20 protein-coding genes and 1 tRNA gene are annotated in these 25,659 nt (G+C 47.9%); 12 read left to right on the plus strand and 9 right to left on the minus strand.

Features of this window, described 5'->3' with window-relative positions:
• Window positions 1-1,296: CBS domain-containing protein (locus V6C93_RS37720; RefSeq protein WP_333481831.1), on the minus strand; the 1,296-nt coding region annotated here is incomplete at its 3' end.
• A gap of 525 nt (window positions 1,297-1,821) precedes the next feature.
• Here V6C93_RS37720 and psbZ point away from each other — a divergent pair.
• From psbZ to V6C93_RS37745, 5 genes are all read left to right on the plus strand, one after another.
• A complete protein-coding gene (gene psbZ, locus V6C93_RS37725; RefSeq protein WP_015181892.1) occupies window positions 1,822-2,010 on the plus strand; it encodes a photosystem II reaction center protein PsbZ in 189 nt (62 codons plus the stop codon).
• 55 nt (window positions 2,011-2,065) lie between these two features.
• Window positions 2,066-2,668, plus strand: coding sequence for a 6,7-dimethyl-8-ribityllumazine synthase (gene ribH, locus V6C93_RS37730; RefSeq protein ID WP_333481832.1), 603 nt, complete (start codon window positions 2,066-2,068; stop codon window positions 2,666-2,668).
• A 214-nt stretch (window positions 2,669-2,882) separates the two neighbouring features.
• Window positions 2,883-2,954: transfer RNA gene (locus tag V6C93_RS37735), tRNA-Gly, on the plus strand.
• Between the two features lie 312 nt (window positions 2,955-3,266).
• On the plus strand, window positions 3,267-3,677 hold the full coding sequence (locus V6C93_RS37740) for a hypothetical protein (protein WP_333481833.1): 411 nt from the start codon (window positions 3,267-3,269) through the stop codon (window positions 3,675-3,677).
• A 12-nt stretch (window positions 3,678-3,689) separates the two neighbouring features.
• Window positions 3,690-4,952, plus strand: a complete 1,263-nt coding sequence (locus tag V6C93_RS37745; protein ID WP_333481834.1) for a glutamate-5-semialdehyde dehydrogenase — start codon at window positions 3,690-3,692, stop codon at window positions 4,950-4,952.
• A 145-nt stretch (window positions 4,953-5,097) separates the two neighbouring features.
• Here the strand turns inward: V6C93_RS37745 and V6C93_RS37750 are convergent, their stop codons facing one another.
• Window positions 5,098-5,934, minus strand: a complete 837-nt coding sequence (locus V6C93_RS37750; RefSeq protein ID WP_333481835.1) for an acyl-CoA desaturase — start codon at window positions 5,932-5,934, stop codon at window positions 5,098-5,100.
• 130 nt (window positions 5,935-6,064) lie between these two features.
• Between V6C93_RS37750 and V6C93_RS37755 the strand changes: the two genes are divergently transcribed.
• On the plus strand, window positions 6,065-7,294 hold the full coding sequence (locus V6C93_RS37755; RefSeq protein WP_333481836.1) for a methionine gamma-lyase family protein: 1,230 nt from the start codon (window positions 6,065-6,067) through the stop codon (window positions 7,292-7,294).
• A 181-nt stretch (window positions 7,295-7,475) separates the two neighbouring features.
• On the opposite strand, the gene V6C93_RS37760 is transcribed toward V6C93_RS37755, so the two are convergent.
• Both V6C93_RS37760 and V6C93_RS37765 read right to left on the minus strand, forming a co-directional pair.
• A complete protein-coding gene (locus V6C93_RS37760; RefSeq protein ID WP_333481837.1) occupies window positions 7,476-7,850 on the minus strand; it encodes a hypothetical protein in 375 nt (124 codons plus the stop codon).
• A gap of 283 nt (window positions 7,851-8,133) precedes the next feature.
• A complete protein-coding gene (locus V6C93_RS37765) occupies window positions 8,134-8,811 on the minus strand; it encodes a response regulator transcription factor (protein ID WP_333481838.1) in 678 nt (225 codons plus the stop codon).
• 274 nt (window positions 8,812-9,085) lie between these two features.
• Here V6C93_RS37765 and V6C93_RS37770 point away from each other — a divergent pair, with 274 nt between their 5' ends.
• Together V6C93_RS37770 and V6C93_RS37775 are read left to right on the plus strand one after the other, a co-directional pair.
• A complete protein-coding gene (locus tag V6C93_RS37770) occupies window positions 9,086-12,397 on the plus strand; it encodes a PAS domain S-box protein (RefSeq protein WP_333481839.1) in 3,312 nt (1,103 codons plus the stop codon).
• 152 nt (window positions 12,398-12,549) lie between these two features.
• A complete protein-coding gene (locus tag V6C93_RS37775; protein WP_349262966.1) occupies window positions 12,550-13,656 on the plus strand; it encodes an alpha/beta hydrolase in 1,107 nt (368 codons plus the stop codon).
• A gap of 15 nt (window positions 13,657-13,671) precedes the next feature.
• On the opposite strand, the gene V6C93_RS37780 is transcribed toward V6C93_RS37775, so the two are convergent.
• Together V6C93_RS37780 and V6C93_RS37785 are read right to left on the minus strand one after the other, a co-directional pair.
• On the minus strand, window positions 13,672-15,507 hold the full coding sequence (locus V6C93_RS37780; protein ID WP_333481841.1) for a glycosyltransferase family 39 protein: 1,836 nt from the start codon (window positions 15,505-15,507) through the stop codon (window positions 13,672-13,674).
• A 67-nt stretch (window positions 15,508-15,574) separates the two neighbouring features.
• The gene (locus V6C93_RS37785; RefSeq protein ID WP_333481843.1) at window positions 15,575-15,745 is read right to left on the minus strand and encodes a hypothetical protein; all 171 of its coding nucleotides are present in this window, start codon (window positions 15,743-15,745) and stop codon (window positions 15,575-15,577) included.
• Window positions 15,746-15,792: 47 nt separating this feature from the next.
• Here V6C93_RS37785 and V6C93_RS37790 point away from each other — a divergent pair, with 47 nt between their 5' ends.
• On the plus strand, window positions 15,793-17,061 hold the full coding sequence (locus tag V6C93_RS37790) for a transposase (protein ID WP_333481844.1): 1,269 nt from the start codon (window positions 15,793-15,795) through the stop codon (window positions 17,059-17,061).
• A gap of 420 nt (window positions 17,062-17,481) precedes the next feature.
• Window positions 17,482-18,141 carry a hypothetical protein gene (locus tag V6C93_RS37795; protein WP_333481845.1) on the plus strand — a complete coding sequence of 220 codons (660 nt, stop codon included), beginning with the start codon at window positions 17,482-17,484 and terminating at the stop codon, window positions 18,139-18,141.
• 14 nt (window positions 18,142-18,155) lie between these two features.
• Here V6C93_RS37795 and V6C93_RS37800 read toward each other — a convergent pair whose 3' ends face one another.
• Together V6C93_RS37800 and V6C93_RS37805 are read right to left on the minus strand one after the other, a co-directional pair.
• Window positions 18,156-18,407 carry a Uma2 family endonuclease gene (locus V6C93_RS37800; RefSeq protein ID WP_333481846.1) on the minus strand — a complete coding sequence of 84 codons (252 nt, stop codon included), beginning with the start codon at window positions 18,405-18,407 and terminating at the stop codon, window positions 18,156-18,158.
• 123 nt (window positions 18,408-18,530) lie between these two features.
• The gene (locus V6C93_RS37805; RefSeq protein WP_333481847.1) at window positions 18,531-19,325 is read right to left on the minus strand and encodes a Uma2 family endonuclease; all 795 of its coding nucleotides are present in this window, start codon (window positions 19,323-19,325) and stop codon (window positions 18,531-18,533) included.
• A gap of 256 nt (window positions 19,326-19,581) precedes the next feature.
• Here V6C93_RS37805 and V6C93_RS37810 point away from each other — a divergent pair, with 256 nt between their 5' ends.
• Entirely contained in the window at window positions 19,582-20,043 is a 462-nt protein-coding gene (locus tag V6C93_RS37810) for a response regulator (RefSeq protein WP_333481848.1), read from the plus strand.
• A 27-nt stretch (window positions 20,044-20,070) separates the two neighbouring features.
• Window positions 20,071-24,309, plus strand: a complete 4,239-nt coding sequence (locus V6C93_RS37815; RefSeq protein WP_333481849.1) for a PAS domain S-box protein — start codon at window positions 20,071-20,073, stop codon at window positions 24,307-24,309.
• Window positions 24,310-24,398: 89 nt separating this feature from the next.
• Here V6C93_RS37815 and V6C93_RS37820 read toward each other — a convergent pair whose 3' ends face one another.
• Window positions 24,399-25,505 (minus strand): FAD-dependent oxidoreductase, encoded by a 1,107-nt coding sequence (locus tag V6C93_RS37820; protein WP_333481850.1) that lies wholly within the window; start codon window positions 25,503-25,505, stop codon window positions 24,399-24,401.
• Between the last annotated feature and the right edge of the window lie 154 nt (window positions 25,506-25,659).

A 25,659-nucleotide genomic window follows, 5' to 3' on the forward strand; every position in this document is an offset into this window, starting at 1 on the left:
TGGCAGCGACGTTTCGGGTGCGATCGTCTTTACATTCCGGGTCATGTAGCCTTTGACGGGTGCATGACCGAACCCGTGATGCAGCGCTAAATCCAAGTCCCGCCGCGAGACAACCCCAACCAGTTGGTCATTCTCATCCACTACGGAAAGCCCGGAATGACCGTAGCGCAGTAAAATCCTTTGAGCTTCGCTAATGGTTGTTTCAGGCCGAATTGTGCGCACTGGTGACGACATTAACTCCCGTGCGGTTAGAGGTTGAGGAACTTGGTCTTTGAGTTGCTCAATGAGCTGCTCTAGAGTGCTTAGGGAATCAACATCGCGCAGTCTCATCGATGTCGCCTGGGAATGTCCCCCTCCACCCAAGGGTTGGAACAACTCGTTCAAGTTGGTTCCTTCAATTCGCGATCGCCCTATTACGGTTAGATAGGTTGAAGGTTGAAGGTTTGTTTGAGTTGAAGGTTCAAGGTTGGATGGTTGAAGGTTTGAACTTTCAACCTTTAACTTGCCAACCTGTAACCCTTGGTTCAACTTGCCAACCTGTAACCCTTGAGGATATTCTGCCGCCAGCAACAAGGCATCGCTTTCTGTAAATTCGACAAGTCGCGACGCCAAGCCCGATAATCCAGGCACAAAGCCTGTGGTTTTGAGCAGTACCCAAGAAATTTTGTAACCCAAGTGTTCTTGTGAGTGCAAAGTATCCAAGGCTTGTTTTAAAAGCGTTTGGAGTTGAGGAGACAGCCCTGGATCGACATATTCAGCAATTTGCCGCACATTTGCCCCTTGTACCATCAACCAGGCTAAAGCCGCCGCATCTCGCGATGTCGTCTGGTCATAAGTTAAGGAGCCGGTATCAACGTGGATACCCAGAGCTAGGACAGTTGCCTCAGCTGTGGTTAATACAATAGAAGCTTGCTGCAACTGCTCAACGATCACAGTCGTCGTTGCTCCCACTGGCTCAATCTGAAGCTGTGTAGCAGGGATATCGCTGTCGATATCCAGGTGATGATCGTAGACTTCAATGGCGGTTAAATGAGGTAAGTCCAACCACTCAGCCGCTTTCCCTAAGCGATCGCGCTTTTGGGTATCGACCACAACCAGGGACTGAATTTCTTGGGAGTTGACAGACCGACGCTCAATCAGGGCATACTCATCCCGATGCAGTGCTAAAAAATCCCGAACCGCTGGGTGAGCCCCCCCAGCTAGAACTAACTTGGCTCCAGGCTTCAGGCGCGTTAACCCCACTGCTGCTCCTAGGGCATCGAAATCAGTTGTTGTGTGACACAAAATCAGATCCATTGTTTGCGGGGTGAGTTGTTTAACCGCCGGGGAATTTTAGCCAAAGTCCGTCAAAGTTTGGTAGCTTAATGGACAGAAAGCATTTAATAAGAGCCCGAAAGAATTCTTAGCCCCAACAGTGGCGTCAAGATAAAAACGCGGCAATAACTTGAAAACTCTAGCTCTTGCCATGAGATTATATTATTGGTTGCGATCCCTGCCTGGGTGGCAAAATAACAAAATCCACATATGCACTATTTGAGATATATGTGGGCTGAAACTAGCACAGCCAGGTAGACAGAAGCGACAAAGGGCAAAGAAGTTGTCCTGTTGGCGAAAGCCAAGCCACAAACTCTCATTACGCCTTCTCTCGGAGGGTGTCTGCCAGTGGACGCGGAGTAAGACCAATTAGGCTTTGTACTAAAAGGCATCAGTGGATGAAGCTGGAAAGGTTACGGGCAGAGTCCCTGTCGTACTTCACTATCAGTCAAATTCGGGCTGAATAAATTTATCCAGCCTACAGCTTTTAATTTGGGAGAACAAGAAATGTCTATCATATTTCAAATATCACTTGCTGCTCTGGTTGCCTTGTCCTTTGTGATGGTTGTCGGTGTTCCCGTCGCCTACGCCTCTCCGCAGAACTGGAATCAATCCAAACAGTTGATATTTTTGGGTTCTGGCGTTTGGGTCGCGCTTGTTCTTCTAGTTGGCGTCTTGAATTTTTTGGTGGTGTAAACAAGGTACACGCCCCCACTCAAATTCTCGCTCTTAATGAATTAACACAACAGTCATGGCAGTTTTCGAGGGAACTTTTACTTCATCTACACCTCTGCGGTTTGCAATTATCATTGGTCGATTTAACGATTTAGTGACGGGCAAACTTCTCGCAGGGTGTCAAGATTGCCTGAAACGCCACGGTGTTGATACTAATCCCCACGGTACTCAAGTGGATTATATTTGGGTACCTGGTGCTTTTGAGGTGCCCCTGATGGCTCGTCAAGCCGCAATCACGGGACGCTATGATGCTGTGATCTGTCTGGGCGCAGTCATCCGGGGACAAACCCCTCATTTTGATTATGTCGCTGCCGAAGTGGCTAAGGGGATTGCTGCGGCTGGTGTTGAAACGGGGGTACCAGTAATCTTTGGGGTTGTGACGGTGGATACCATGCAGCAAGCCCTAGAACGGGCGGGTATCAAGAGCAATAAGGGCTGGGACTATGCCTTGAATGCCTTGGAGATGGCTAGCTTAATGCAGCACTTCAAGGGAAATGGTTTAGCTTCAGCCTATACGTCCTATGAGGAGGGCGCTGTTACTCCTCAAGCGCTACCGATCGCCTCGAATCGAGCCATTACCTCAGAGGCAACGGTTGAACATAAACCGTTGGCGGACTAGCCATTGGAGAATGGGGCATGGGGAATGGGTTGAAGGTTAAAAGGTTGAAGGTTCAAGGTTCAAGGTTCAGAATATAACCTATCTAACTTTCAACCTGCCAACTTTCAACCTATACCCATATCTATCAACTTTGCTCAGTTCATCTAGAATATATAATCCCAAGGCAGTTGACAGATTGTGATTATTGTGACAAGCTATAGATTATAGAAACGATGCGGGTATAGCTCAGTGGTAGAGCGTCACCTTGCCAAGGTGAATGTCGCGCGTTCGAATCGCGTTACCCGCTTAAGACAAGCAGAAGAGAAGTTCCTAGGAAAAAGTGAATTAGTACTTTTTCCCTGATTTACTGTAGCTTGTAAGTTATACAAAACATGGACGGGCTGAGATCCAAATGCTGAGCAAGGGTTTTTGCAGGTTAAGGAAAGCCCTAGTATGATTAAGAATGAGTGTTTCCTCTGCATCGCTCAAACCGGGGTCTCGATCGCTGCTAAGGCGGTAGTCATTAGCAATCCCCCTATTAAACGGGATTGATCAAAACTACTCCTGAGAAAGTTAGGATAATCTTTGCTTGAAATGTTTGGGTAATGAAATAGCGCTTGTGCCATCTCAGAAATCTCAAAAGATTGACTTAAACAATGAGTACCCCTGCCCTTGTCGGCGTCGGGGTTCTTTAATACCGATCGCGCTGACAGATGCCTTTGGCTGCAATCGCTGTCAGCAAATCTTCGTGGTTGAAGACACTGGGTATGTGATAGAGCAACTATCGACCAGCTATCCCTACAAAAAAGCGTACCGTTGGACAGGACATCGCTGGAATACAGCCAATTCGAGTTTTGGGGGATATTACTTACCGATTGCGGTGGGGATCGTCTTCGTTCTCCTGGTTTTCTGGCTGCCGATCGCCTTACACTCTCCAAGAGGCACGAACGTCATCATCTTGTTGGCATTGCTGGCGGTGTTGCTGGCATTACTGCCTTCTCTATGGCTTTGGCTCGCTCATCGGCGTTAGCAGAAGGTGAAAATGGAGACTGATGGCTTCGCACCTAACCCAACTGATGCTGTGACCCGTGCCTATCGGGCTTCTTTAGTCTTAGCAACGACTACAGGAGTAGACCGTAGTCGCGGGATTCAAGCGATGGCGAAGGCGCTCTCTCAATCCTTTGATGATATTTTGGAAGCCAACACCCTCGACTTAGAAGCCAGCCGAGAAATGGCGGTGCCAGAAATCATTTGGGAGTGGCTCAAACTGACACCAGAACGGCTTCAAACGACCATCCAGATTTTGCAAAGGATTGGGGAGTTATCCGACCCGATTCGGCGGGTCATGAATGCCTCCTATCAACTGGATCACTCTCAAACTTACTGCCACCTGATGCCGTTGGGAGTTATTGCGTTAATTTACGAAGCCTTCCCAGAGTTGAGCGCGATCACAGCAGGCTTTTGTATCAAAACGGGGAACTGCCTGATTCTCAGAGGGGGGAGTGAAGCCAGCCAATCCAATCAGGTGATTTCCCAGGCTTTACAAGCAGCTCTGGATGAAGCGGGGTTGCCCGAAGGATGCCTGCAACTATTGCCTCCAGAACAAGGTGCCTCGATTCGGGATTTGGTCACGCAAGACCGATATATCAATCTGGTGATTCCCTATGGACGGCCGACATTGGTGCAGCAAGTGCTGGAACAATCTACGGCACCAGTTTTAAGGTCAGCAATGGGGAACTGCTACCTGTACTGGTCTGCCACAGGCAGCCTGGATATGGTACGTTGGGTGATTTTAGACAGTCAGGCGAGTGAGCCAGACCCAGTTAACGCGATTGAAAAGATATTGATTAATCGCCATCAAAAACCTTCCTCCCTAGTCATTCTCTGGAATAGCCTCAAAGAAAAGGGGTTCAAACTCAAAGGGGATGACGAACTAGTGGCTGAGTTTCCTGAGCAGTTAACCTTAGCGGCAGAATATGAATGGAATCAACCTTATCTGAATAAGACCATCGCATTTAAGGTCGTCGATAGCATCGAGTCCGCGATTAACTGGTTGAACCAGTACAGTAGTGGTCATGCTGACTGTATTGTCACAGAGTCTTATCAGGAAAGTCGCCAATTTGCCTTAGGTGTGGATAGCGCCTCGGTTTATATTAATTCCTCACCCCGATTTTCACGTAACCCCAAACGGGCAGATGCCGTTTTTCTGGGGATGTCTAACCAAAAAGGTTATCGTCGAGGAATGATTAGCTTAGAGGCGCTTACTACACTTAAACAGGTGATTCAGGGGAATGGAAAATATTAAAGGGTTGAAGGTTAAAGGTTAGAAAATTGAAGGTTAGAAGAATAAGGGGTGAAGGTTGGCAAAACGGATTAGCCTGTAAACCTATTAACCAGCTAATTTCCTAACCTTACAATCTAATTACAACCTTCAACCTTCCAACCTTCAACTATTTTTCAACCAATCTTACCTTCTGTGCCAAGCCTAATAGTTGTAGAAACTGAATCGTCATCCAGGTGAGGTCAATTTCCCACCATTTCATACCGTGTCGAGCTGAATATTGGTAGGCGTGATGGTTGTTATGCCAGCCTTCACCATACGTGACTAAAGCAACCCACCAACAGTTTCTTGAGTGGTCATTCGCGTCATAGGTTTGATAACCAAACATGTGAGTTGCACTGTTGACCAACCAAGTGCAGTGAAATACAATCACGATCCGGGCAAAAATGCCCCAAACGACGAAAGACCAGCCTCCTAAGCCGTATAAAATCAAGCCCAGAACGATTTGAATGGGGACAAAATAATTTTGAAGAAACTGATAAACCGGGTCATCTGAAATGTCTTTTGTGTAGCGAGGAACGTCTACATCAGATGGGATATGATAGAGCATCCAACCCATATGACTCCACCAAAATCCACGATTGGAATCATGAGGATCGGGTTGAGTATCGGAATGCAAATGATGGATGCGATGCAAACCAACCCACCGGATTGGCCCTCCTTGGCACGCTAAAGTGCCGCAGAAAACGAAGAAGTATTCCAGCCACTTAGGAGTCTGAAAACTGCGATGAGTAACTAAGCGATGAAATCCTAGCGTAATTCCTAAACCACCAGTAACCCAGTGGAGAAAAATAGCTAATCCGACAGCTTTCCAGCTAAAATTGCTGGGGAGCAGGGCAAAAAGAGCGCCGATATGTAGCACCGCCATGAACATGATGGTGACCCAATCGGGGCGTAAGGGGGAGGAAATCTCCGCTTTTTCTGAATTTGAGGTAGCGATCGTCATCTGTAAGTTTTATTTAAATTGTGTAGCCTAATCTGTTATCTTATTTGAGATTTTGAAGGATGGATTCTGGAGTTTTGATTTGTGAAAAAGTCCAACCTTCAAAAATCGCCAATCACAAATTGATTGATTAATGAACAGCGATCAGCAACTGCAAGAAGCAGAAAAGGCACTAGTTCCGATTTTTTACGGTATTGACACCGCCGTCAAGCAAAATCTCAAAAAAGTACTGAATTCCTTTCGGCGTCACCGTGTAGGTGCTCATCACTTTGCCGGGGTGAGTGGTTATGGGCATGATGATTTGGGTCGCGAAACCTTGGATCAGGTGTTTGCGGAGGTGATGGGGGCTGAGGCGGCGGCGGTACGGGTGCAGTTAGTTTCGGGAACTCATGCGATCGCATGTTGCTTGTTTGGTGTCTTGCGTCCTGGCGACGAGATGCTGGCGGTGGTTGGTGCGCCTTACGACACCTTAGAAGAGGTCATTGGTTTACGGGGTCAAAATCAAGGCTCTCTCCAGGACTTTGGCATTAGTTACCGGGAGTTACCTCTCACCCTGGAGGGAACTGTGGATTGGCAAGCTTTGAGTCAAGCGGTGGGATTACACACTCGCCTGGTACTCATTCAACGTTCTTGTGGCTATTCCTGGCGCTCGAGCCTTTCTATTGCTGACATTGAAAAAATCGTCCAGTTGGTGAAACAACAAAACCCCGACACGATTTGCTTCGTGGATAATTGTTACGGTGAGTTTATCGAAGACCGAGAACCCCCTGCCGTTGGGGCTGACCTGATGGCTGGTTCCTTGATTAAAAATCCTGGTGGCACTATTGTCACAGCGGGCGGCTACATGGCTGGAAGGGCAGATTTAGTCGAGGCCGCCGCTTGCCGCCTCACAGCCCCTGGAATTGGAAGTTCGGGGGGCGCAACCTTCGATCAAAATCGACTGCTGTTTCAAGGACTGTTCTTAGCCCCCCAAATGGTGGGAGAAGCCATGAAAGGAAATCACTTAACGGCTTATGTTTTCCATCAACTGGGCTACCCGGTGAATCCCCTGCCAATGGCACCTCGCCGTGATGTGATTCAAGCTATCCAGTTGGGTTCACCAGAGAAGCTGATTGCCTTTTGCGGAGCGATTCAACAACACTCACCCATCGGTTCCTATCTCAGCCCCGTGCCCGCAGAGATGCCCGGTTATGAGAGTCAGTTGGTGATGGCAGGGGGTACCTTTATTGATGGCAGCACTTCAGAATTTTCAGCGGACGGCCCCCTGCGAGAGCCCTATATTGCCTTTTGTCAAGGAGGAACCCATTGGACTCATGTTGCGATCGCGCTAGAAGCCGCCATTGAAGCTGTCGGTCTAGCATAAGAAATTCAAAAGGAAAAAGTGATAAGGAAAAAATAATACCCCCTGATCATCTCTAGGGGATTGACATATAGAGCAATTATGCATGTCGAAAATATTTTCGCCTTTCGCCTTTTGCCTTTTGCCTTTTGCCTTTTGCCTTTTGCCTTTGTACACTTACTGCCTCTTCAATGCACTCAAAAACTTAGCTAAAGCGATGGGAAGGAGTATAGCTAGGTTGCACTTCTTGACTACTCAGGTGATGATGACCCACCCAAGCCGAATTGCCAGCTAGCAGATACTCTATTCCCCAATGAACATAATTCTCGATATGCAGCCGCAGCTCTAAGGAGCGATAGGGAAACTTCATCTTTGTGGACAAGTTTTGTTGATTGACAAGGATTGGATAGAGACCCTGAATTCCGCCCATAACATAGTTTATTAATTTTTGGCGTAATTCAGGATGAGCAAACGCTTGCTTGTAAGGTTGATCGGGATAGAGGTCTAAAGCATTTTCAATTTCTTCATTGATGACCACGATTCCCAAATTTTCACTCTCTTTGGACATTGGTGATGACATTATCTCGCTCCTAACATCGATGGGCTACTAGCTAACGCTAATCCACTGGGAAAATGGACAATCCCTCAGCGCTCGCTTCTTGAACCAAAAGACCTCTGTACTGCACTGCTGTAGAGACCACTCCACTCTTAGCTGCTCTCATTCGTTCCCTCTGTAACGCACAGTTTGGGGAGCGGCAAGGTCAGATATCCTGCGATGGCCTTACTCAGCTGAATCTACAACTTGGAAGTGAAAAATTTGGGTAAGAAAGTCCCAACCAACAGAGGTTTTTTGTAAATAAGAATTAAGAACTCTGTTTCAAGCGATAGCCGAGACCATGAACGGTCTCAATCAAATCATTGGGAGCGCCTACCGTTTTGAGTTTATTGCGTAAACTTTTAACATGAGCCTTCACTGTATCTTCGGTTGGAGGAGCATCTAATGACCAAACGTGTTCGATGAGTAGACTGCGGCTGAGTACTCGCCGCCCACTGCGCAGGAAAAGCTCCAGGATAGAATACTCTTTAGGAGTCAGACGCAAAGGTTGATTCTGGTAAAAGACTTCATAGGTACTAGGGTCAAGCTTTAAGCCCTCCCACTCCAATACAGGCGACGGTGAAGTCATGCCTCGACGCAGGAGAGCGCGAACACGAGCGAGTAACTCAGGGAGATCGATCGGTTTCACCACATAATCATCCGCCCCAGCATCCAAACCCATGACTTTGTCATAGCTAGTATCAAGTGCCGTCATCATGAGAATGGGGCTGCCATAGCTATGGGTGCGTAATCGTTTGCAAAGGCTGATGCCATCTAGCTTTGGAAGCATCACATCCAGCAAAATCAAGTCATAGTTCAGCGCTTGGGCTTGTGCCCAACCGACTTCCCCGTCCTTGGCAACATCAACAACATACCATTGGTCAGAAAGGGCTTCTGCTAGCGCTGCCGCAAAGCACTCATCATCTTCTACGAGCAAAATTCTCATAGCTCAATCATATTTTCTGGGAAATGAAAAAGGAACGTGGTAGAAGGGAAGCTTTAAAAATAATAAAGTTTAAATTCACTTCAGCGACCCTGAAGTGGTGAATTGATAGAACAGAAATAATAACATTTTTACCCTTCTGATAAAATCGTAACAATTATTTACCGATTGACGGCACTAGAGAGCATCCCTAAGTCCGATTCTAAAAAGAAGTTAACAAAGTGGCCTGGAACGATGGGCTTAACCCTATAGCGCAGGTATTTACTATAAAAATGAAATGAAAACTGTTATCAAACAACCAATTATTATTGCTGGGTTTGGGCTAGCGCTGTGCCTAATCAGTGCAGGGACAATTCTTGCGTATTGGAGCCTAATAGGCGAAGCGTCGATCGCCAGTAGGCTCAATCCGATGCTGATAGTCGCGATCGCGAACAGTTTCAGTATGGTGCTACTAGGTTGGGTGTCCTCTCAGCTTTGGCGTTGGTTTGCCAACTCCCAGCAAGCTAAGCAAGAATGCAATATCCAACAGGCGACGGCGGAACGCTTCTTTAATTTGTCGCTGGATATGCTGAGCATTGGCAACACCAAGGGTTACTTCACCGAAATCAATCCAGCTTGGGAGAAGACTCTGGGTTTTACGCTTAAAGAACTAAAAGCCCAACCTTTTATCTCATTGGTTCATCCAGAAGACGTGGCAGCCACTCTGGCGGAGATGGAAAAATTAGGGAGTGGCATTTGCGTCACTCGGTTTGAAAATCGCTATCGCTGCAAAAATGGTTCCTACAAGTGGCTGTCTTGGACGGCAGTCCCGTTTCTAGAAGAAAGATTAATTTATGGAGTGGCTCGGGATATCAGTGCCGAAAAGCAGGCAGAAGAGGCATTACAAAGGGTTAATCAGGAACTCGAAACAGCGATCGCAGAGCGCTTAACTCAATTAATGCAAGCTTATGAAGACTTAGTGGCTGAGATTGTCGGGCGTCGGCAGGTAGAGCTTGCCCTAAGACAGAGTGAAGCTTTGTACCGTACCAGTGAACAGCGCTTTCGGGTGGCGCTGCAAAATTCGCCAACCATTGTCTTCAATCAAGACACCGAGTTACGCTACACCTGGGTCTATAACACTAATGCTGAAAGCTATGCCCAGCAGATGATTGGAAAATCGGACGCGGAACTTCTATCGGCTGAAGAAGCTGAACAGCTGACCGCCATTAAGCGACGAGTGCTGACGACGGGAGTGGGAACGCGGGAAGAGACGTGTTTGACCATCAATGGAGAAGTTCGCTATTACGATTTGACCGTAGAGCCGTTGCTTGGGTTAGCCGGGGAAGTTGTAGGAATTACCTGTGCCGCTACGAATATCACTCAGATTCGGCTGAGGGAGCAGCAGTTACGAGCTATCTTTGAGGGGTCGCTAGATGCGATCGCGATCGCAGATGATCAGGGTATCTATATCGAAGCCAATCCAGCAGCCTGCCAGTTGTTCGGTCTACCGCTGTCTGAACTCTTAGGGCGGCGGGTTGTAGACTTTATGAAACCAGGCTGTGATTTTGAAACGGTCTGGCGCTCCTTCCGCGAGCAGGGGCAATTCACAGGAGAAGGACATCTTGTACGTTCAGATGGAACTCTGCGAAATGTAGACTATGCGGCGAAAGCCGACTTTCTGCCAGGGCGGCATTTATCAATTATGCGCGACATCACGCAGCGCCAGCAAGCAGAGGTCGCCTTGCGGGAAAGTCAGCATCTCCTTCAACAAATTGCCGATACCACTCCCAGCCAGCTCTACATCTATGACCTAATCCAAGAGGGTCATGTCTACGCCAATCGCCGAATGGAGGAGTTTTATGGGTGTACCCAAAGCGAATTACGAGCAATCAATTGGCAGTTTTTTGTAGAACACATCCACCCTGAGGATTTTTATCAGGTTATCGAAGGGCAGGAACGATTCGCTTGTGCTGAGGATGGTGAGGTACTCGAAAAAGAATTCCGGATGAAAAATGCCAGGGGCGAATGGCGCTGGCTTCACACTTGGGAGGTGATTTTTACTCGAACAGCAGAGGGTCAACCCGAAAAAATTTTGGGCACAGCGATAGACATCACAAGGCGCAAGCAGACCGAAGAGGCGCTCCGAGTGAGTGAACAACAGCTACGCACAGCCTTGGAAGCAGCTCACATGGGTACCTGGAACTGGAATATCCTGACGGGTAAGATTGCATGGTCGGAAAACTTTCATAGCTTCTTAGGTATAGGCACCAACGGCTTCGATGGTAATTATGAAAGCTTTATTAAGATGATTCACCCAGAAGATTGCGATCGCGTTCTGCAAAATGTAAAACGAGTGCTTCAAGAAGGAGAGAACTACGAGGATGAATTCCGCATTATCTTACCTAACGGAAACGTTCGTTGGTTAGCCAGTATTGGTCATGTCTTGTACGACGAAACAGGGACACCCGTGCGCATGACGGGGTTAGATTTGGATATTAGCGATCGCAAAAATGTTGAACTCGCGTTACTCGAAGAGCGTAATTGTATCTCTGCCATTCTAGAGACCGCCAATGCCTTAATCGCGGTTCTTGACGAGCAAGGAAAATTTATCCGCTTCAACCGCGCTTGTGAGCAAATAACTGGCTACTCCTTGGCGGAAGTTAAAGGGAAATGTATTTGGGATTTGTTTTTAATTCCAGAGGAGGTAGAGCCAGTTCAAGCCATGATTCAGGAACTCCAATCGGGTCAGTTTCCGAATGAGAGTGAAAATTACTGGATTGCTCGAGATGGCAGTCGCCACCTGATTTCTTGGTTTAATACGGTTATTCTCGATAGCGATGGCTTAGTTAAACAAATCATCACCATCGGAATTGACATCACCGATCGAAAACGAGCCGAAGACATGCGTCGGGAATTAGAACGAGAGCAAGCCCTCAGTGAACTACGACTTCGTTTCTTTTCGATGGCCTCTCACGAATTTCGCACTCCCTTGAGTACTATCTTACTCACCGCTCAAATTCTCGAATCTTCGACTCACGGATGGTCAGAGGATAAACTACAAAGAAATCTCCAGCGCATTGTCTTGGCCGCTAAAGAGATGAGGCAAATGCTGGATGATATTCTAACCATCAATCGAGCCGAAACTGGAAGGCTAGAATTTGCCCCAACCCGAAGTGAACTCAATGCTTTGTGCAATCAAATTTTGCAAGAAAATCGAACTTATGCCAGTTCTGATCACACCTTATTATTTTCAAGCCAAAGTAAATATGAGTGGGCGCTAATAGATGAAAAGCTTCTGCGTTGCATCCTAAATAATTTATTATCAAACTCCATGAAATATTCTCCTAATGGAGGAAGTATTAATTTAGAATTAACTCGAAATCAGAACTCAATATTATTTAAAGTATATGACCAGGGAATTGGTATTCCTATATCCGATCAACCCCATCTCTTTGAGGCATTCCATCGAGGGGAGAATGTTAACAGTATTCCGGGTTCTGGATTGGGGCTGACAGTTGCGAAAAAATGTGTGGAGTTACACGGCGGTCGCATCACTTTTACCAGTGAACTTGGGGGTGGTGCAACGTTTACGGTAATCATTCCTATCTAGAAAGCCAAATGAAGTATGAACTATAAAGTCTGGGGGCAGTAGTATTTAACGACTTTTATCATCAGTGTACTTGTTATTGAGCCCACTCTGGTCTAACCTCGGTATTACGGTCTTCGATAACGAAGAAAGCACCCTATCGGAGGTTTTGGTTCATGGTGTTTATGCCCTTCAATTTCCTTCTCATCTGGCTGGTTGGACTGCTGTCCATTGGCATATTGGGTGGGGGCATTTACATCCTCTATGAGTGGTATATCGGTGAACTAGAGGGAATGTCCTATTTAGTGGGTGGACTGGCGATGATTCTCTGGTCTTTCGGGGGTCGTTTGATCAGTTTGCCGCTATTTCGGCGTCCCGGAACGGATGAACCGAAGCGGATTCGTTCTGAGACAGTGCAGCGCGTGCGGCGTCCGGATGGTACGGTACTTCAGGTGGAGTTTTATGGCCCAGAAGATGGACAACCGATTATCTTGTCGCATGGGTGGGGGCCAAACAGTACTGTATGGTATTACGTCAAGCGGCAATTAGGCGATCGCTTTCGCGTGATTGTTTGGGATTTGCCGGGGCTAGGAAAATCGAGTAAACCGAAAAATAAGGATTACTCACTCGAAAAATATGCCCGCGACCTCGAAGCCGTTGTTGATTTAGTCGGGAAGCCGGTTATCCTGCTAGGGCACAGTATGGGCGGTATGCTCACACTCACCTTCTGTCGGCTGTTTCCAGAACAGTTGGGGAGTCGGGTGATGGGCTTAATTCTCGCGGATACGACTTACACCAATCCAGTGAAGACTGCGATTTTCAGTAAGGTCTTACGCACCGTGCAGAAGCCGTTACTCGAACCCTTGTTGTACCTCACCATTGGGTTATCCCCCCTCCTCTGGCTAATGACGTGGCTGAGCTATCTCAACGGTTCGCTGCATATCAGTGTAGAACTCTCTGGATTTAAAGGGACAGAAACGCGGGGTCAATTAGAATTCTCAGCCTTATTATCAGCATTGGGTTCACCAGGTGTTCTTGCTCGCGGCACGTTGGCGATGTTTAAGTACGAGGAAACGGCAACACTCTCAACGATTAATGTTCCGGTACTGCTCATTGTGGGTGCTTCAGATATTGCGACTAAACCGGGTGCGAGCATTCGTATGAAAGCAGAATTACCTCAATCCGAATTCGTGACTTTAAGGCCAGGTGGACACATGGGTTTGATGGAGCAGAATCAAGAGTTTGCTAAACTGGTCAGCGCGTTCAGTGAGACTTGCGTTTGAAAGTTACAGGCGACGCTACAGGGGAGGTGCTGAAACACAACGATAAAGCTGATAGGGAACTCCAATACGGTAGTGCTGAGAGGGGTCGATTGTGCAACGAATTGGATTTGCAATCGCTACGCGCTGCCCCTTCGGGGCAATCGCATTTGGTTGTGTCCCTTGAGTAATCGTCAGCTGCTGAGGATACTCTCGACGCCTCAATCCAGGCGCAACCACCCAAAGATTTAAACGAGGTACTGATAAGACTGGCAACTTAGACAGCTTTTCCCATACTGATTCATAGGATGGCTCCGGGTGCAAAAACGCAAACGAAGCCTCAGCAACTCCCTCCAAACTATTCCGATGCAGTTGGTCAATTGCCAGGGCAAAGCTCAATCCCAAAGCCACATCCTGAAAGTTGTGGTATCCCACCACCATCATGATGGGAACACCCCGATCCAAGTACATATCCCGCGCTACCTGCTGAGGATGGAAGGATTTGAGAAACGCTAAGTTGGAAACCACAAAGATACAACTTAATAAGGAAACGGAGAGAAACAGGGTTGCAGGTTTGATTGGGGTTACAGGTTGAACGTTAGCAAGTTGCAGGTTAGAAGAAGAATTTAAACCTTCAACCTTCAACTTTCCAACTTTCCAACCTGCAACATTCAACCTTCCAACCTTCAACCCAGTAGCCGTAAAGCTAGCTCCTAGCAACGCACATACAGCTGGGTAGTAGACAAAGTGATAGCGAGGGGCGACTGTAATATCCTTACCCAGCAGGTAAATAATCGCTACAAATTGCAGCAACACACAAAGGATAAAACAGGAGAGAGTGAACGTTGCAAGGCGCGTTTCCGGCTGCTGCCAAAGTAACTTGAGTCCCCGAAAGCCTTGCCAACCAACCCAACTGCCAAACAAAATCGTCAACAATACAGCAGGGAGCTGAATCCATAGGGGTTGGCCTTCGACAGGCAGTGCGATCGCCATGCTCAGCCAAGCTAAAAATGTTTGGTACAAGGGGGCAATATGTTGAGGTTTGGGAAGCCAACCCGTTTCAGAACGCCCAACACTCCCCAACATCACGGATAACCAAGGCAAATAGCTCACCCCCACACCGACTACCACGAGAGTAACAGCGACCCAACTGCCCTTCGGCAAAATCCGACGACGCCAGAACATCAGCCCGGTTAGGGTCAAAAGCTGAGCAATGAAAGCAAGAATAAAAAAGTAGTGAACGTAGCAACCGATACTGTTAACGATGCCCCACAACAACCAAACTAGGGGATGTGGGAGTTGCTGGCGGCTATGGAGGGCGTGCTGAATCTGCATTAATCCCAGTAGCGCCAGGATGATGAACAGCATCGGTAGCGTGTAGTGACGTGCTTCTTGGGAGAGGTAGACGGCGAAGGGAGAAACCGCCATAACAGCCGCTCCCATGAGACCAGCGGCTGGGGAAAAGATGAGACGATTGATACAGTAAGTAGCCGCGATCGCAATTACCCCCCATAAAGCCGGAAGCGATCGCAGTTTCCAACTCAACGGCTGAGCAACAGGTTCCACCCAATTCAACCACTGATGCATCCAGCAAAAGAATAGGGGAGGATGAGTGGATTCGATGGCAACCGCTTGAGCAATTTCAGCACAACTGCGATCGGGTTGGAGCGTAAACAGCTCCTGCAACGTGGAAGGGGAAAACACCACATCTAAAGGTACATCTTTGTAGCGATGACCTAAGCTGAGTAACGCCGTCAGCACCTCATCGAGCCAGAGGGGCTTAAGGTCGAGATTCCAAAACCGTAGGGTTACGCCTAGGGCAATCACCCCAGCCAAGGTTAGGTAATGTAGAGAGAGGTTTTTGCTCTTATCCATCTAGGCCTTCGTAAGGGTACTGCCACCATAAGCGCTAGCTAACGCTCGAAGACTCGCTACCGCTACGCTAATGGTGGTCAGGGGAATTACGGTCGGGATGCTGCGGTATTGTCGGCAAAGACTTGATATAGTCTCGCAGCACCTCTGAAATAGACAATTGTTGTGATATGGCATAAGCCGACAGTTGTTCGTATTCTCTTTCATTGACCCAAAAGTTAATTTTCTTCTGTCTGATCATTACTCCTCCTTCGGTATACAATTAGGAGTATACCAATAGGGGGGCAAATGTTACTCACCTATCAGTACAAGCTGCGTCCAACTCCTGAACAGGCATCCACGATGGAGGTCTGGGGAGAGCTTCTGCGTAGACATTGGAACTATGCACTCGGTCAAAGATTAGATTGGTTGCATCGCACTCGATGTCAGATTGACCGATGCAGTATTGTGTCTGAACCGATAGGTGATATTCCCGAAAAAGTTGATTACTACACGCAAGCATCGGAGCTAAAGCAAACTAAAGAACTATTTCCTGAGTACAAAAATATTTATGCCGACTGCCAGCAGCAGAATTTAATGCGGTTGGATAAAGCCTGGAAGCGGTTGTTGACTTTTGACAAGAAAGGCAAGCGTGGTGGTCGTCCTCGGTTTAAGAAACGAGGTGACATTTGTTCGTTTACTTTTCCTAGAGTAAACCATCCTAAAGCGGGTGCAAACCTAATAGGAAGCACATTGAAATTGTCAAAGATTGGTGAGGTAGAGGTTATCCTACATCGCCCAATCCCTAATAGTTTTACTATTAAACAAGCCACGATAGTTAAGAAGGCTGATGGTTGGCATGTGAGTTTGTCGCTGGAAGATAACACAGTTCCCGAACCTTTGCCTGTAGATGAAATCAAATCCGCTGTTGGCATAGATGTAGGACTCGAAAAGTTTTTAGCAACATCAGACGGACAGGCGATAGAGATTCCCCAGTTTTACAGGAAGTCTCAGCAAAAACTAGCCCGTCAACAACGACAACTGGCACGGATGGAGAAAGGTTCCAAGAACCACAAGAGGCAATCCAACAAGGTTGCTCGTCTCCACCTTCACATCGCCAGACACAGAAAAGAGTTTCATTATCAAGTCGCGCATTGGTTGTGTGACCAGTATGACCTGATAGCGTTTGAGAACTTGAACATTAAGGGCTTGGCAAGAACCCGACTTGCTAAGTCGATATTGGATGCAGCCTGGGGCAGCTTCCTCAACATACTCATTACAGTGGCGGTAAAACGCGGTAAGTGGGCAATTGGAGATGACCCTAGAGGTACTAGTATCGAGTGTTCTGGTTGTAGCAAGAGGGTCGAGAAAACCCTCAAAGATAGAGTTCATCACTGCCCTCATTGTGGGTTAGTGATTGATCGAGACTGGAACTCTGGAATTAACATTTTAAATCGGGTACAACGGACGCTGGGACTAGTGTTTGCTGGCTGCGGAGGAGACTTGGGTGCAAGTCCTGTGAGGCAGCAATTCTCAATCGCAAGTTTGGGAAGCCCTCACTATACTCGCAAGAGTTAGTGAGGGAGGATGTCACATTTGGAGTTTATTCGCGAAACCACTCTACACCAGACGCTCAGCTTTGCCATTGAGAATCCCACAAACAAGAAAACCTAACTACTAATCTTGATTGGATGCTGGAAGGAGAGCGATCGCGTGTTGAAGATATAGGTGATTCGCTTACGCGATCGCTACTCGACGCTACGGCAACGGCTACGCCGAACGAGAATGCGGGGCTATCGCTTCGCTAACACGAACGCTTCACGCATTCACTGACGCTGCAAAGCAATGCTCCCATAATCAGACGTTAAAATCAGTGCGGTGAACTACTACGCTGCAAAGCCAGCTGGATGGGCATGACACAGAAGTAGCGATACAATTTAAAAATCCGAAAAAATTACTCAAGAGTTTTACTGTTGTGCAGTCATCGGTATTTTTAAAATGCTGGATAATTTATTTTTTAGGCGAAATAAAAAAATCGAAAAAGTCCTTAATACCAAGATTATTTTAATAAATAAAATCGAAGAAAGATATTCTAATTTGTGCCTAAACAGCTATGGTCTTCCTTTGAAATTTAAGGAGCGAGATAAAGTTCAAGTTATTTTTCCTAGATTAACTCCAAAGGGTGATGTAGAGTACATCTTTTCTTGGCACAATCTAGATGATGTGCAGATTCCTGATACTGAAATAGAGCAGAACGATATCAAACTGAGAGCAGCAAAAGAGTTAGCCCCTCTCATCAAGGAACACTTACAAATCGAGCAAGAGATTTTAAGCCTTGAAGAGCAATGTAAAAAAGTTAATAATTTAGCAGATTTAGTTTCAACTTCTGAACTGTACTCTAGTCAACTGGATATATATGAAAGGGCTATTGTAGAGCTAGAAAATTTATTAGAAAAAGCAGAGCAATTACAGAAAATCTACATTCATCTCATTAGAGAAGGTTTAATTGGAATTCAAGTTGCTGGATACAACCCTGACAACATTCGAGACAATAGGTTGGCTTTTGATTCGCAGTACAAAAGAATTAAGGAAGAGTACCAGTACATGAGAGATGCAGCAACAGCTTATCAAGAGCTGATGCGTCAGCAGGGTGAGTAAATTACCAGATTGGTTCAAGATTTAGGACAAATCCAGGCAGAACTTTTTCTCATGACTGGAATTTTGACTGAGGCATTGCGGATGCTAGTTGTACCGCCAACAAGAGGCATTAGCAATAATGTACCATCAGCATTATGCTCAAATCTGATAAGCTCGTGGAGCTGACATAGCTGAAAAAATTGCTCATCCGTCAGTTCAATGATGGGCTTGAGGTTGAGGGTTAAGGCATCCATACTGGAATTCTGACTGAGGTTTTGGGCAGGCAAAATACTTACCCTAAAGGAACTATTCTATTCTTAGAGTTCGATCCGATCATACGTTGGACAACCATAGACGTGTGCAGCGATCGCTCTACTCAAATCGCATCCGCTACCTATAAGCGCGATCGCTTACACCTCCGGTTCAATTCCTGCTGCTCGCAACTGTGCTGCCAATCGCTCTGCTCTTCGATGTTCCTGTTCTAGCTGTGATTCCGCTTGCTCTGCTCTTTGGCATTCCAGTTCTGCTCTTTCCTGACCCGTCAATAACAAATTCCCTTCCGCGTCCCACCAACGTAACCAAGGTAATTCTAAATTCTGATAGTAACCTTGCCAAATTCCCAACTCAACTCCTAGAGGGGCAATTGGATAATTTCCTCGCTCATTGGCTGGCATTAACTGATACTCACCATCAACTAAATGATAAACCTCAACACTGCCGCGTTTGACTTCGTAAATTCCGTAGAATGCCGGACGAATGACTTGCTCGTAGATCCAAAATTTTCCGGGTTTCTGCTCTGTCTTTTGCTCACTCAGGGATAGAGGGGTTTTGTCTCGTTCCTCGGAACCGTCTCCTGATACGAACTCTAAAACAATTAAAGGTGCAATCAGCTCTTGCCATAAAACATAAGAACGTCGGACTTGATTGTTAACTTTGGGTGGGACATTTGGCACGTAAAACCAATCGGGTGCTTCTGCGCCTCGCTCTGGTGGGTCAGTTAAACGCCAGTAGATTCCACAATCTTGACCGATGCAATATTGTCCATTGGGATGACGCTTTTGGAGTATGGGTTCAATCGAATCAGTTAAGAGAATGCTTTGGGGATGCTCCTGAAAATTTTTCACAAAACTACCATCTGATTCTGGCAATTGGGTATGGTCAGGTAGGGCTGTAGTTACGGTTGGTGGGTTGGCAGCAGAAGTCATAGGAGTACTTATACAGCAAATCTAGCTTGATCGTACTGCGATTAATCTTGATTGGATGTTTGAAGGAGAGCGATCGCCTACGGCACCAACGAAGCTAAGAGGTTGTGTCTAAGGTTTAAGGTTTAAGTCTAAGGCGTAACTGGTGGGAAACTTTCACTACCAAGGTCTAGTATTTTTGTTTAAGATTGGGCAAAATTAAAGCAAACGGCTAAACTGCAACTCTCAACTTTATAACATTCAATCTTTAATAAGATAGATGCATGAAGTCAAGCGAATTCTGCTGGTTGAAGATAGTCCCAACGATATCGAACTCATACTTGCCGTACTATCGGAAAATCGTTTAGCCAATGAAGTCGTTGTAGTGCGCGATGGAGCAGAAGCGCTAGACTATCTATATCGTAGGGGAGTTTTCAAACTCCGGATGGAGGGCCATCCTGTAGTTGTGCTCTTGGATTTGAAACTACCCAAAATCGATGGGCTGGAAGTGTTAGGACAAATCAAATCTGACCCCGAATTGAGAGCTGTACCCGTGGTAGTGCTGACTTCTTCCCGCGAGGAGCAGGATCTGATCAACAGCTACAACCGAGGAACCAATGCCTACGTAGTGAAGCCAGTGGATTTCCACGAATTTGTTGATGCCATCAAGGAACTTGGACTATTCTGGGCTGTGGTCAATCAACCACCACCCGCATCGATTTCTTCCCGACGCACTATCTAGTTAAGTTCAACGTAACTGCTTATAGAAATGCTGCGTATCCTCCTACTCGAAGACAGTCTGCTCGATACAGAACTCATCCAAGCCCATTTGTCCGGCGGAGGGATTGACAGCGAGTTAGTGCGAGTCGAGACGAGTACTGACTTCCGAAGCGCATTACAAACAGACTCTTTTGAGCTGATTCTCTCCGATTACTCTCTGCCAGCCTTCGATGGTATTGCGGCGTTGGAAATGGCACAAACCATTTGCCCTGATGTGCCATTCATCTTTGTGTCGGCAACCCTCGGTGAGGAATTAGCGATCGCAACTTTAAAAAGTGGTGCCACCGATTACGTACTCAAGCACCGTTTAGAGCGACTGGTTCCCGCTGTGCAGCGGGCATTGCGTGAGGCAGAGCAACGGGTTGAGCGTCAGCAAGCTCAGGCGGCACTACGCCAACTAACCGCAGAGTTAGAGCTCCGAGTGGAGCAGCGAACGGCTCAGTTAGCGAGGGTGAATGAGTCTTTAAGAGAGGAGGTTGCTGAACGGCAAAGAGCCGAGGACTTGTTACGGCGCAGTGAATCGCTCCTACGCAGTTACTTTGAACTGCCTTTAATCGGCATTGCCATTACTTCAGCGGATAAAAACTGGCTCGATGTTAATGACAAGCTGTGTGACATCTTTGGGTATGATCAGCACGAGTTGAGACAACTCACTTGGGTCGATCTCACTCACCCCGAAGATTTGGCGGCTGACCTAGAGCAGTTTAACAGAGTTTTAGCGGGAACGAGCGATGGATATTTGCTGGACAAACGGTTTATCCGCAAAGATGGTCAGGTGATTTGTGCGAACATCTCAGTTCGCTGTGTCCGTCAGGTGGATGGGTCAATTGATTACTTGGTGGCTATAGTCCAGGATATTACGGAGCGCAAGAAAACGGAAGAACGTTTGCGATTCCTGGAATCGGTAGCTGTAACTGCGAATGATGCGATTGTGATTACCGAAGCCGAACCGATTGACGAACCTGGACCTCGGATTATTTACGTCAATGAAGCGTTTACTCGCATGACGGGATATACCTCCCAGGAAGTACTGGGGAAAACGCCAAGGATTTTACAGGGGCCAAAAAGCGATCGCAACCAGCTCGATAAGCTGCGTGCGGCCTTAAAGCAATGGCAGCCGCTCGTGGTGGAGTTGAACAATTACCGCAAAGATGGTTCTGAGTTCTGGGTAGAAATTAGCATTGTACCCGTAGCCAATGCAGAGGGCTGGTATACCCATTGGATTGCTGTTGAACGGGATATTAGCGATCGCAAGTTAGCAGAAGACGCTCTGCGTCTTTCTGACGAAATCTTAAGGCAAATGCCGGATGCTGTCTTACTTACAGATCTGGAACTCAATATCCAAAAATGGACAGGAAAGGCAGAAGAGCTTTTTGGTTACACAGCCCAAGAGGTGATGGGTACAAGAGTGAATTTCCTGATTCGTCCGGATATCACAGCCACAATGACTCAACGGATTATTCAGACCATTCAGGAAACGGGTACATTTAGCGGAGAAATGATTTGCCGTAAGAAAGATGGCTCTGACGTGCCCATCGAAGCAACGGCTAAAACCCTCTATGATCGATCAGGAAATCCAGTCGGTTTTGTCAGCATCAATCGAGATATCACGGAGCGCCTGCGAGCTGAAAAACAAAAGGAACAGCTGATTCGGGAACAGGCGGCTCGCCTGGAAGCGGAGGCACAAGGACTAAAATCAGCGTTCTTAGCTCAGGCAAGTACGGTTCTGGCTTCCTCCCTGGACTACGAAACCACGCTGGCAAGTGTAGCCAAGTTAGCCGTCCCCTTCCTTGCCGACTGGTGCGCTGTGGATATTTTGGAGGAAAACCAGAGCATTCGTCGTGTTGCCATTGCCCATAGCGATCCGCTAAAAGAGGAACTTGCCTGGGAGCTCAACCGACGCTATCCAGAAAATTTTAATGCCGCAACTGGATTGCTCCCAAAGGTATTAAGGACTGGTCAATCTTTGCTCTCCACCGAGATTTCTGATTCTGATCTGGTAGCGGTTGCTCAAGACGCACAGCATCTGCAAGTCCTGCGCGAATTCAGCTTAAAGTCTATGATCGTTTTGCCCCTGCTTGCTCGTGGGCGAACGCTAGGAGCCATCACCTTGGCGACAGCCGAGTCGGCTCGTCGCAATAGTGCAGACCAACTGCCCTTGATGGAGGATTTGGCGCGTCGTGCAGCAATGGCTGTCGATAACGCACGGCTCTACCGCGCTAGCGAAGCCGCTCGAAAAGCAACTCAAGAAGCGCGACAGATTGCCGAAGAGACAGCCGAACGCAATGCCAGCCTGCAATCGCTCACGGCGGCTCTGAGCGAAGCACTATCCTTGAGCCAAGTGGGTGAGGTCGTTGTTAATCAAGCCTTGACGGCCTTGAAGGCAAGCGCGGGGATAATTGCACTTCTGGTTAATCGCGATCGCACCTTGGAGGTCATTAGTGCTTTTGGCTATCCGCGGGAGATGCTAGAGACCTGGAGTCGTTTTCCGATGACGGCGGAAATACCGATTGCAGATGCGATCAAGACAAAGCAACCCATCTTCCTGAAATCGCGCGAAGTCTGGACGCAACGCTACCCGCACATGGCCACCCAGTACGCTGATACTGAGCATAATGCCTGGGCAGCCCTTCCCTTGATTGTCGATGGGCGTACAGTGGGAGGGATGAGCTTTAGCTTTCCCAACCCTCAACGGTTTAGCCAAGAGGACTGTGCCTTTATCCAGGCTCTGGCGCAGCAGTGTGCTCAAGCCATCCAACGCGCACGCGCTTACGCTGCCGAACGACAGGCACGAGCAGAAGCAGAAGCGGCTAACCGGATGAAGGATGAATTTCTGGCGACTCTCTCCCATGAGTTGCGCACACCCCTCAATGCCATGCTGGGATGGACTCACTTGCTCCGAACCCGGACGTTTGAGCAGAGCAAGATGGAGCGCGCTCTGGAGACGATTGACCGTAATACCAAGTCCTTGGCAGCACTGATTGAGGATATCCTGGATGTCTCACGAATTATGATGGGCAAGCTCCACCTATTGGTTGCCTCGTGTGAACTAGTACCCGTTATCGAAGATGCGATCGAGACGATACGCCCAGCCGCTGAGGCGAAGCTGATTCAAATTGATTGCTTCCTCGATGCCTCAGCTGGGCCAGTTTGGGGAGATGCCAATCGCTTGCAGCAGGTGGTGTGGAATTTGCTCTCTAACGCTATTAAGTTTACCCCGGCGGGTGGGCGAGTCGAAGTAAGACTAGAGCAAGTTGAGTGGTTGGCAAGTTCTCAGGAAGAGTTGAAGGTTGAAGGCTCTAAGGAGTTGAAGGTTGAAGGCTCTAAGGAGTTGAAGGTTGAAGGTTCTAAGGAGTTGAAGGTTGAAGGTTCTAAGGAGTCTGCTAAAGAGCAACCTGCAACCTGCAAACCGGCCAACTCTTATGCCCAGATCCAAGTAACAGACACAGGGAAAGGAATTTCTCCCGATTTTCTGCCCTACGTGTTTGAGCGCTTTCGCCAAGAGAACAGCAGCAGTACTCGCTCTTACGGGGGGCTGGGACTCGGTCTTGCTATTGTTCGCTATCTGGTCGAACAGCATGGTGGTACGGCTCAGGCATTTAGTCAAGGTGAGGGGATGGGAGCAACGTTTACAGTGCAACTCCCCCTTTTGTCTGCCTGTAGCCAGTCCTCTGCTTCCTCATTCGTGCACTCACTGATCGCAAAGGTCGCTAACCCTAATGTACGGCTTCCGGCAATGCCTTCCTCGAAAGCCGTCTCACCGAGTGCTGTCAAAGGCATTGCAGTCCCCATCGATAACCCCCCTGCTCTCTACGGACTAAAGGTGTTAATTGTTGATGATGAAGCCGATGCTAGAGACCTGCTCGTAACGATTCTTGAACAGAGTGGGGCGCGAGTGATCGCCGCTACATCAGCTGATGAAGTCCTCAACTTGCTCTCCCAGTTGAAACCTGATGTTTTGGTGAGTGACATTGGGATGCCCGACGTTGACGGCTATGCTCTGATGCGCCAGATACGGCAACTTGAAGCCGCGCAATGCGGAGACATTCCCGCTGTAGCTCTAACCGCCTATGCCAGAGAAAGCGATCGCATTGCAGCGTTAGACGCTGGTTTTCAGGTGCATTTAGCCAAACCCTTTGACCCAGAGCAGTTAGTTAATGTGGTGGCAAAGCTCGCTGAATGCAGAGGCACAGGGGAAGTTCCTCCAGCTGGGGGAACTTCCGATTAAATCAAATATGTTTGAGGTTTTTAAATAGGCCGACCCCATTGTCCCTCGTGTTTGCCCCTAAAATTATATGGACTAGATGGACTGACGTTCTAGGAGCTTCCTGAGGCGATCGCGTCACAAATCGCTTGCGCCGTCGCGGGTGCAAGGAGAACACCGTTGCGATAGTGACCCGTGGCTAACAGGACATTACTATAACCCGGTAGTTGACCAATTACAGGAGCAGGGCGTCCTTCGGGACGGGGGCGTTTACCTGACCAAGTGCGAAGGATGGTGGCTTCTGCTAAGGCTGGGCAAAACGCGATCGCTTCTTGTCTCACCTTCTCCAACAACTCGGCTTGTGCAACCACCTCCCCAGCTTGATCAGGAAACTCAACTGTTGCGCCTACCCAGTATTCCCTCTCACCCACCGGTACGATATGGACATCGTTCCCTGTGATTACGGGCTGAAAATCGGGATACCCTAAGGGACGGTCAACCCTTAGGTGCAATGCTTGACCTAAAACAGGTCGGATAGTGATTGCTTGCTCTAGAGCAGCCGTGATTGGTGTTGAACCCAATCCAGCGGCGACAACTAACCAATCTACCTCCAACTGTCCGACATTGGTGTACAACTGGATAGAAACTGAGCGATCACCGCCTTGAGGCACTTCAGATTTCACGCCCTCGACGGCAACGCCAAACCGAAAAGTAACGGCGTTGCCCTGTGCTGCCGTTACCAAAGCTTGGGTTAGAGCCTTTGGGTCTAGTTGCCGATCTTGGGGAGAATAGATCGCGCCTACAATTTTGTCACTATCTAACTGAGGACAATGAGACTGGACTTGAGCCGTATCCCAGATGTCTAAGCGCCAACCTTGCGACTGGCGGGTTTTGACTAACTCCTTCCAACAAGCTAAATCTTCCCTAACCAAACAGAGCATGACAATGCCCCTACGATTAAAGGGAATGCGGCATCCAGTACGTGCCTCTAGTTCAGGAATCAGGGTTTCGTAGCGCTGCATACTCGTTTGCCGCAGCTGCCACGCCCGACCCTTTTTTTTACTAATGACACCCATCAGGACGCCGAGTGCTGCACCTGTAGATTCTTGTGCTGGAAGTTGCCGCTCAAGAACAGTAACTTCCAACCCGCCTACGAGACTCAGCTCATAAGCGATCGCAGCACCAACTATCCCGCATCCAATCACGGCAACACGGCTCATTCGCTTTATCCAGGAATCACCTGCAAAAACGCATCAAAGTCTTTCAATGCCGCTCGGTAATTGTCTAGAGCCTTCTGATAATTGCCGCTAGAAGAGGCGACGTCAATGCTTTCCAAGCCCGCGAATAAGTCTTTTGCTGCCTCCCTCGCTGCCT

It is taken from the genome of Allocoleopsis sp., from assembly GCF_036703385.1.
Classification (GTDB): domain Bacteria; phylum Cyanobacteriota; class Cyanobacteriia; order Cyanobacteriales; family Coleofasciculaceae; genus Allocoleopsis.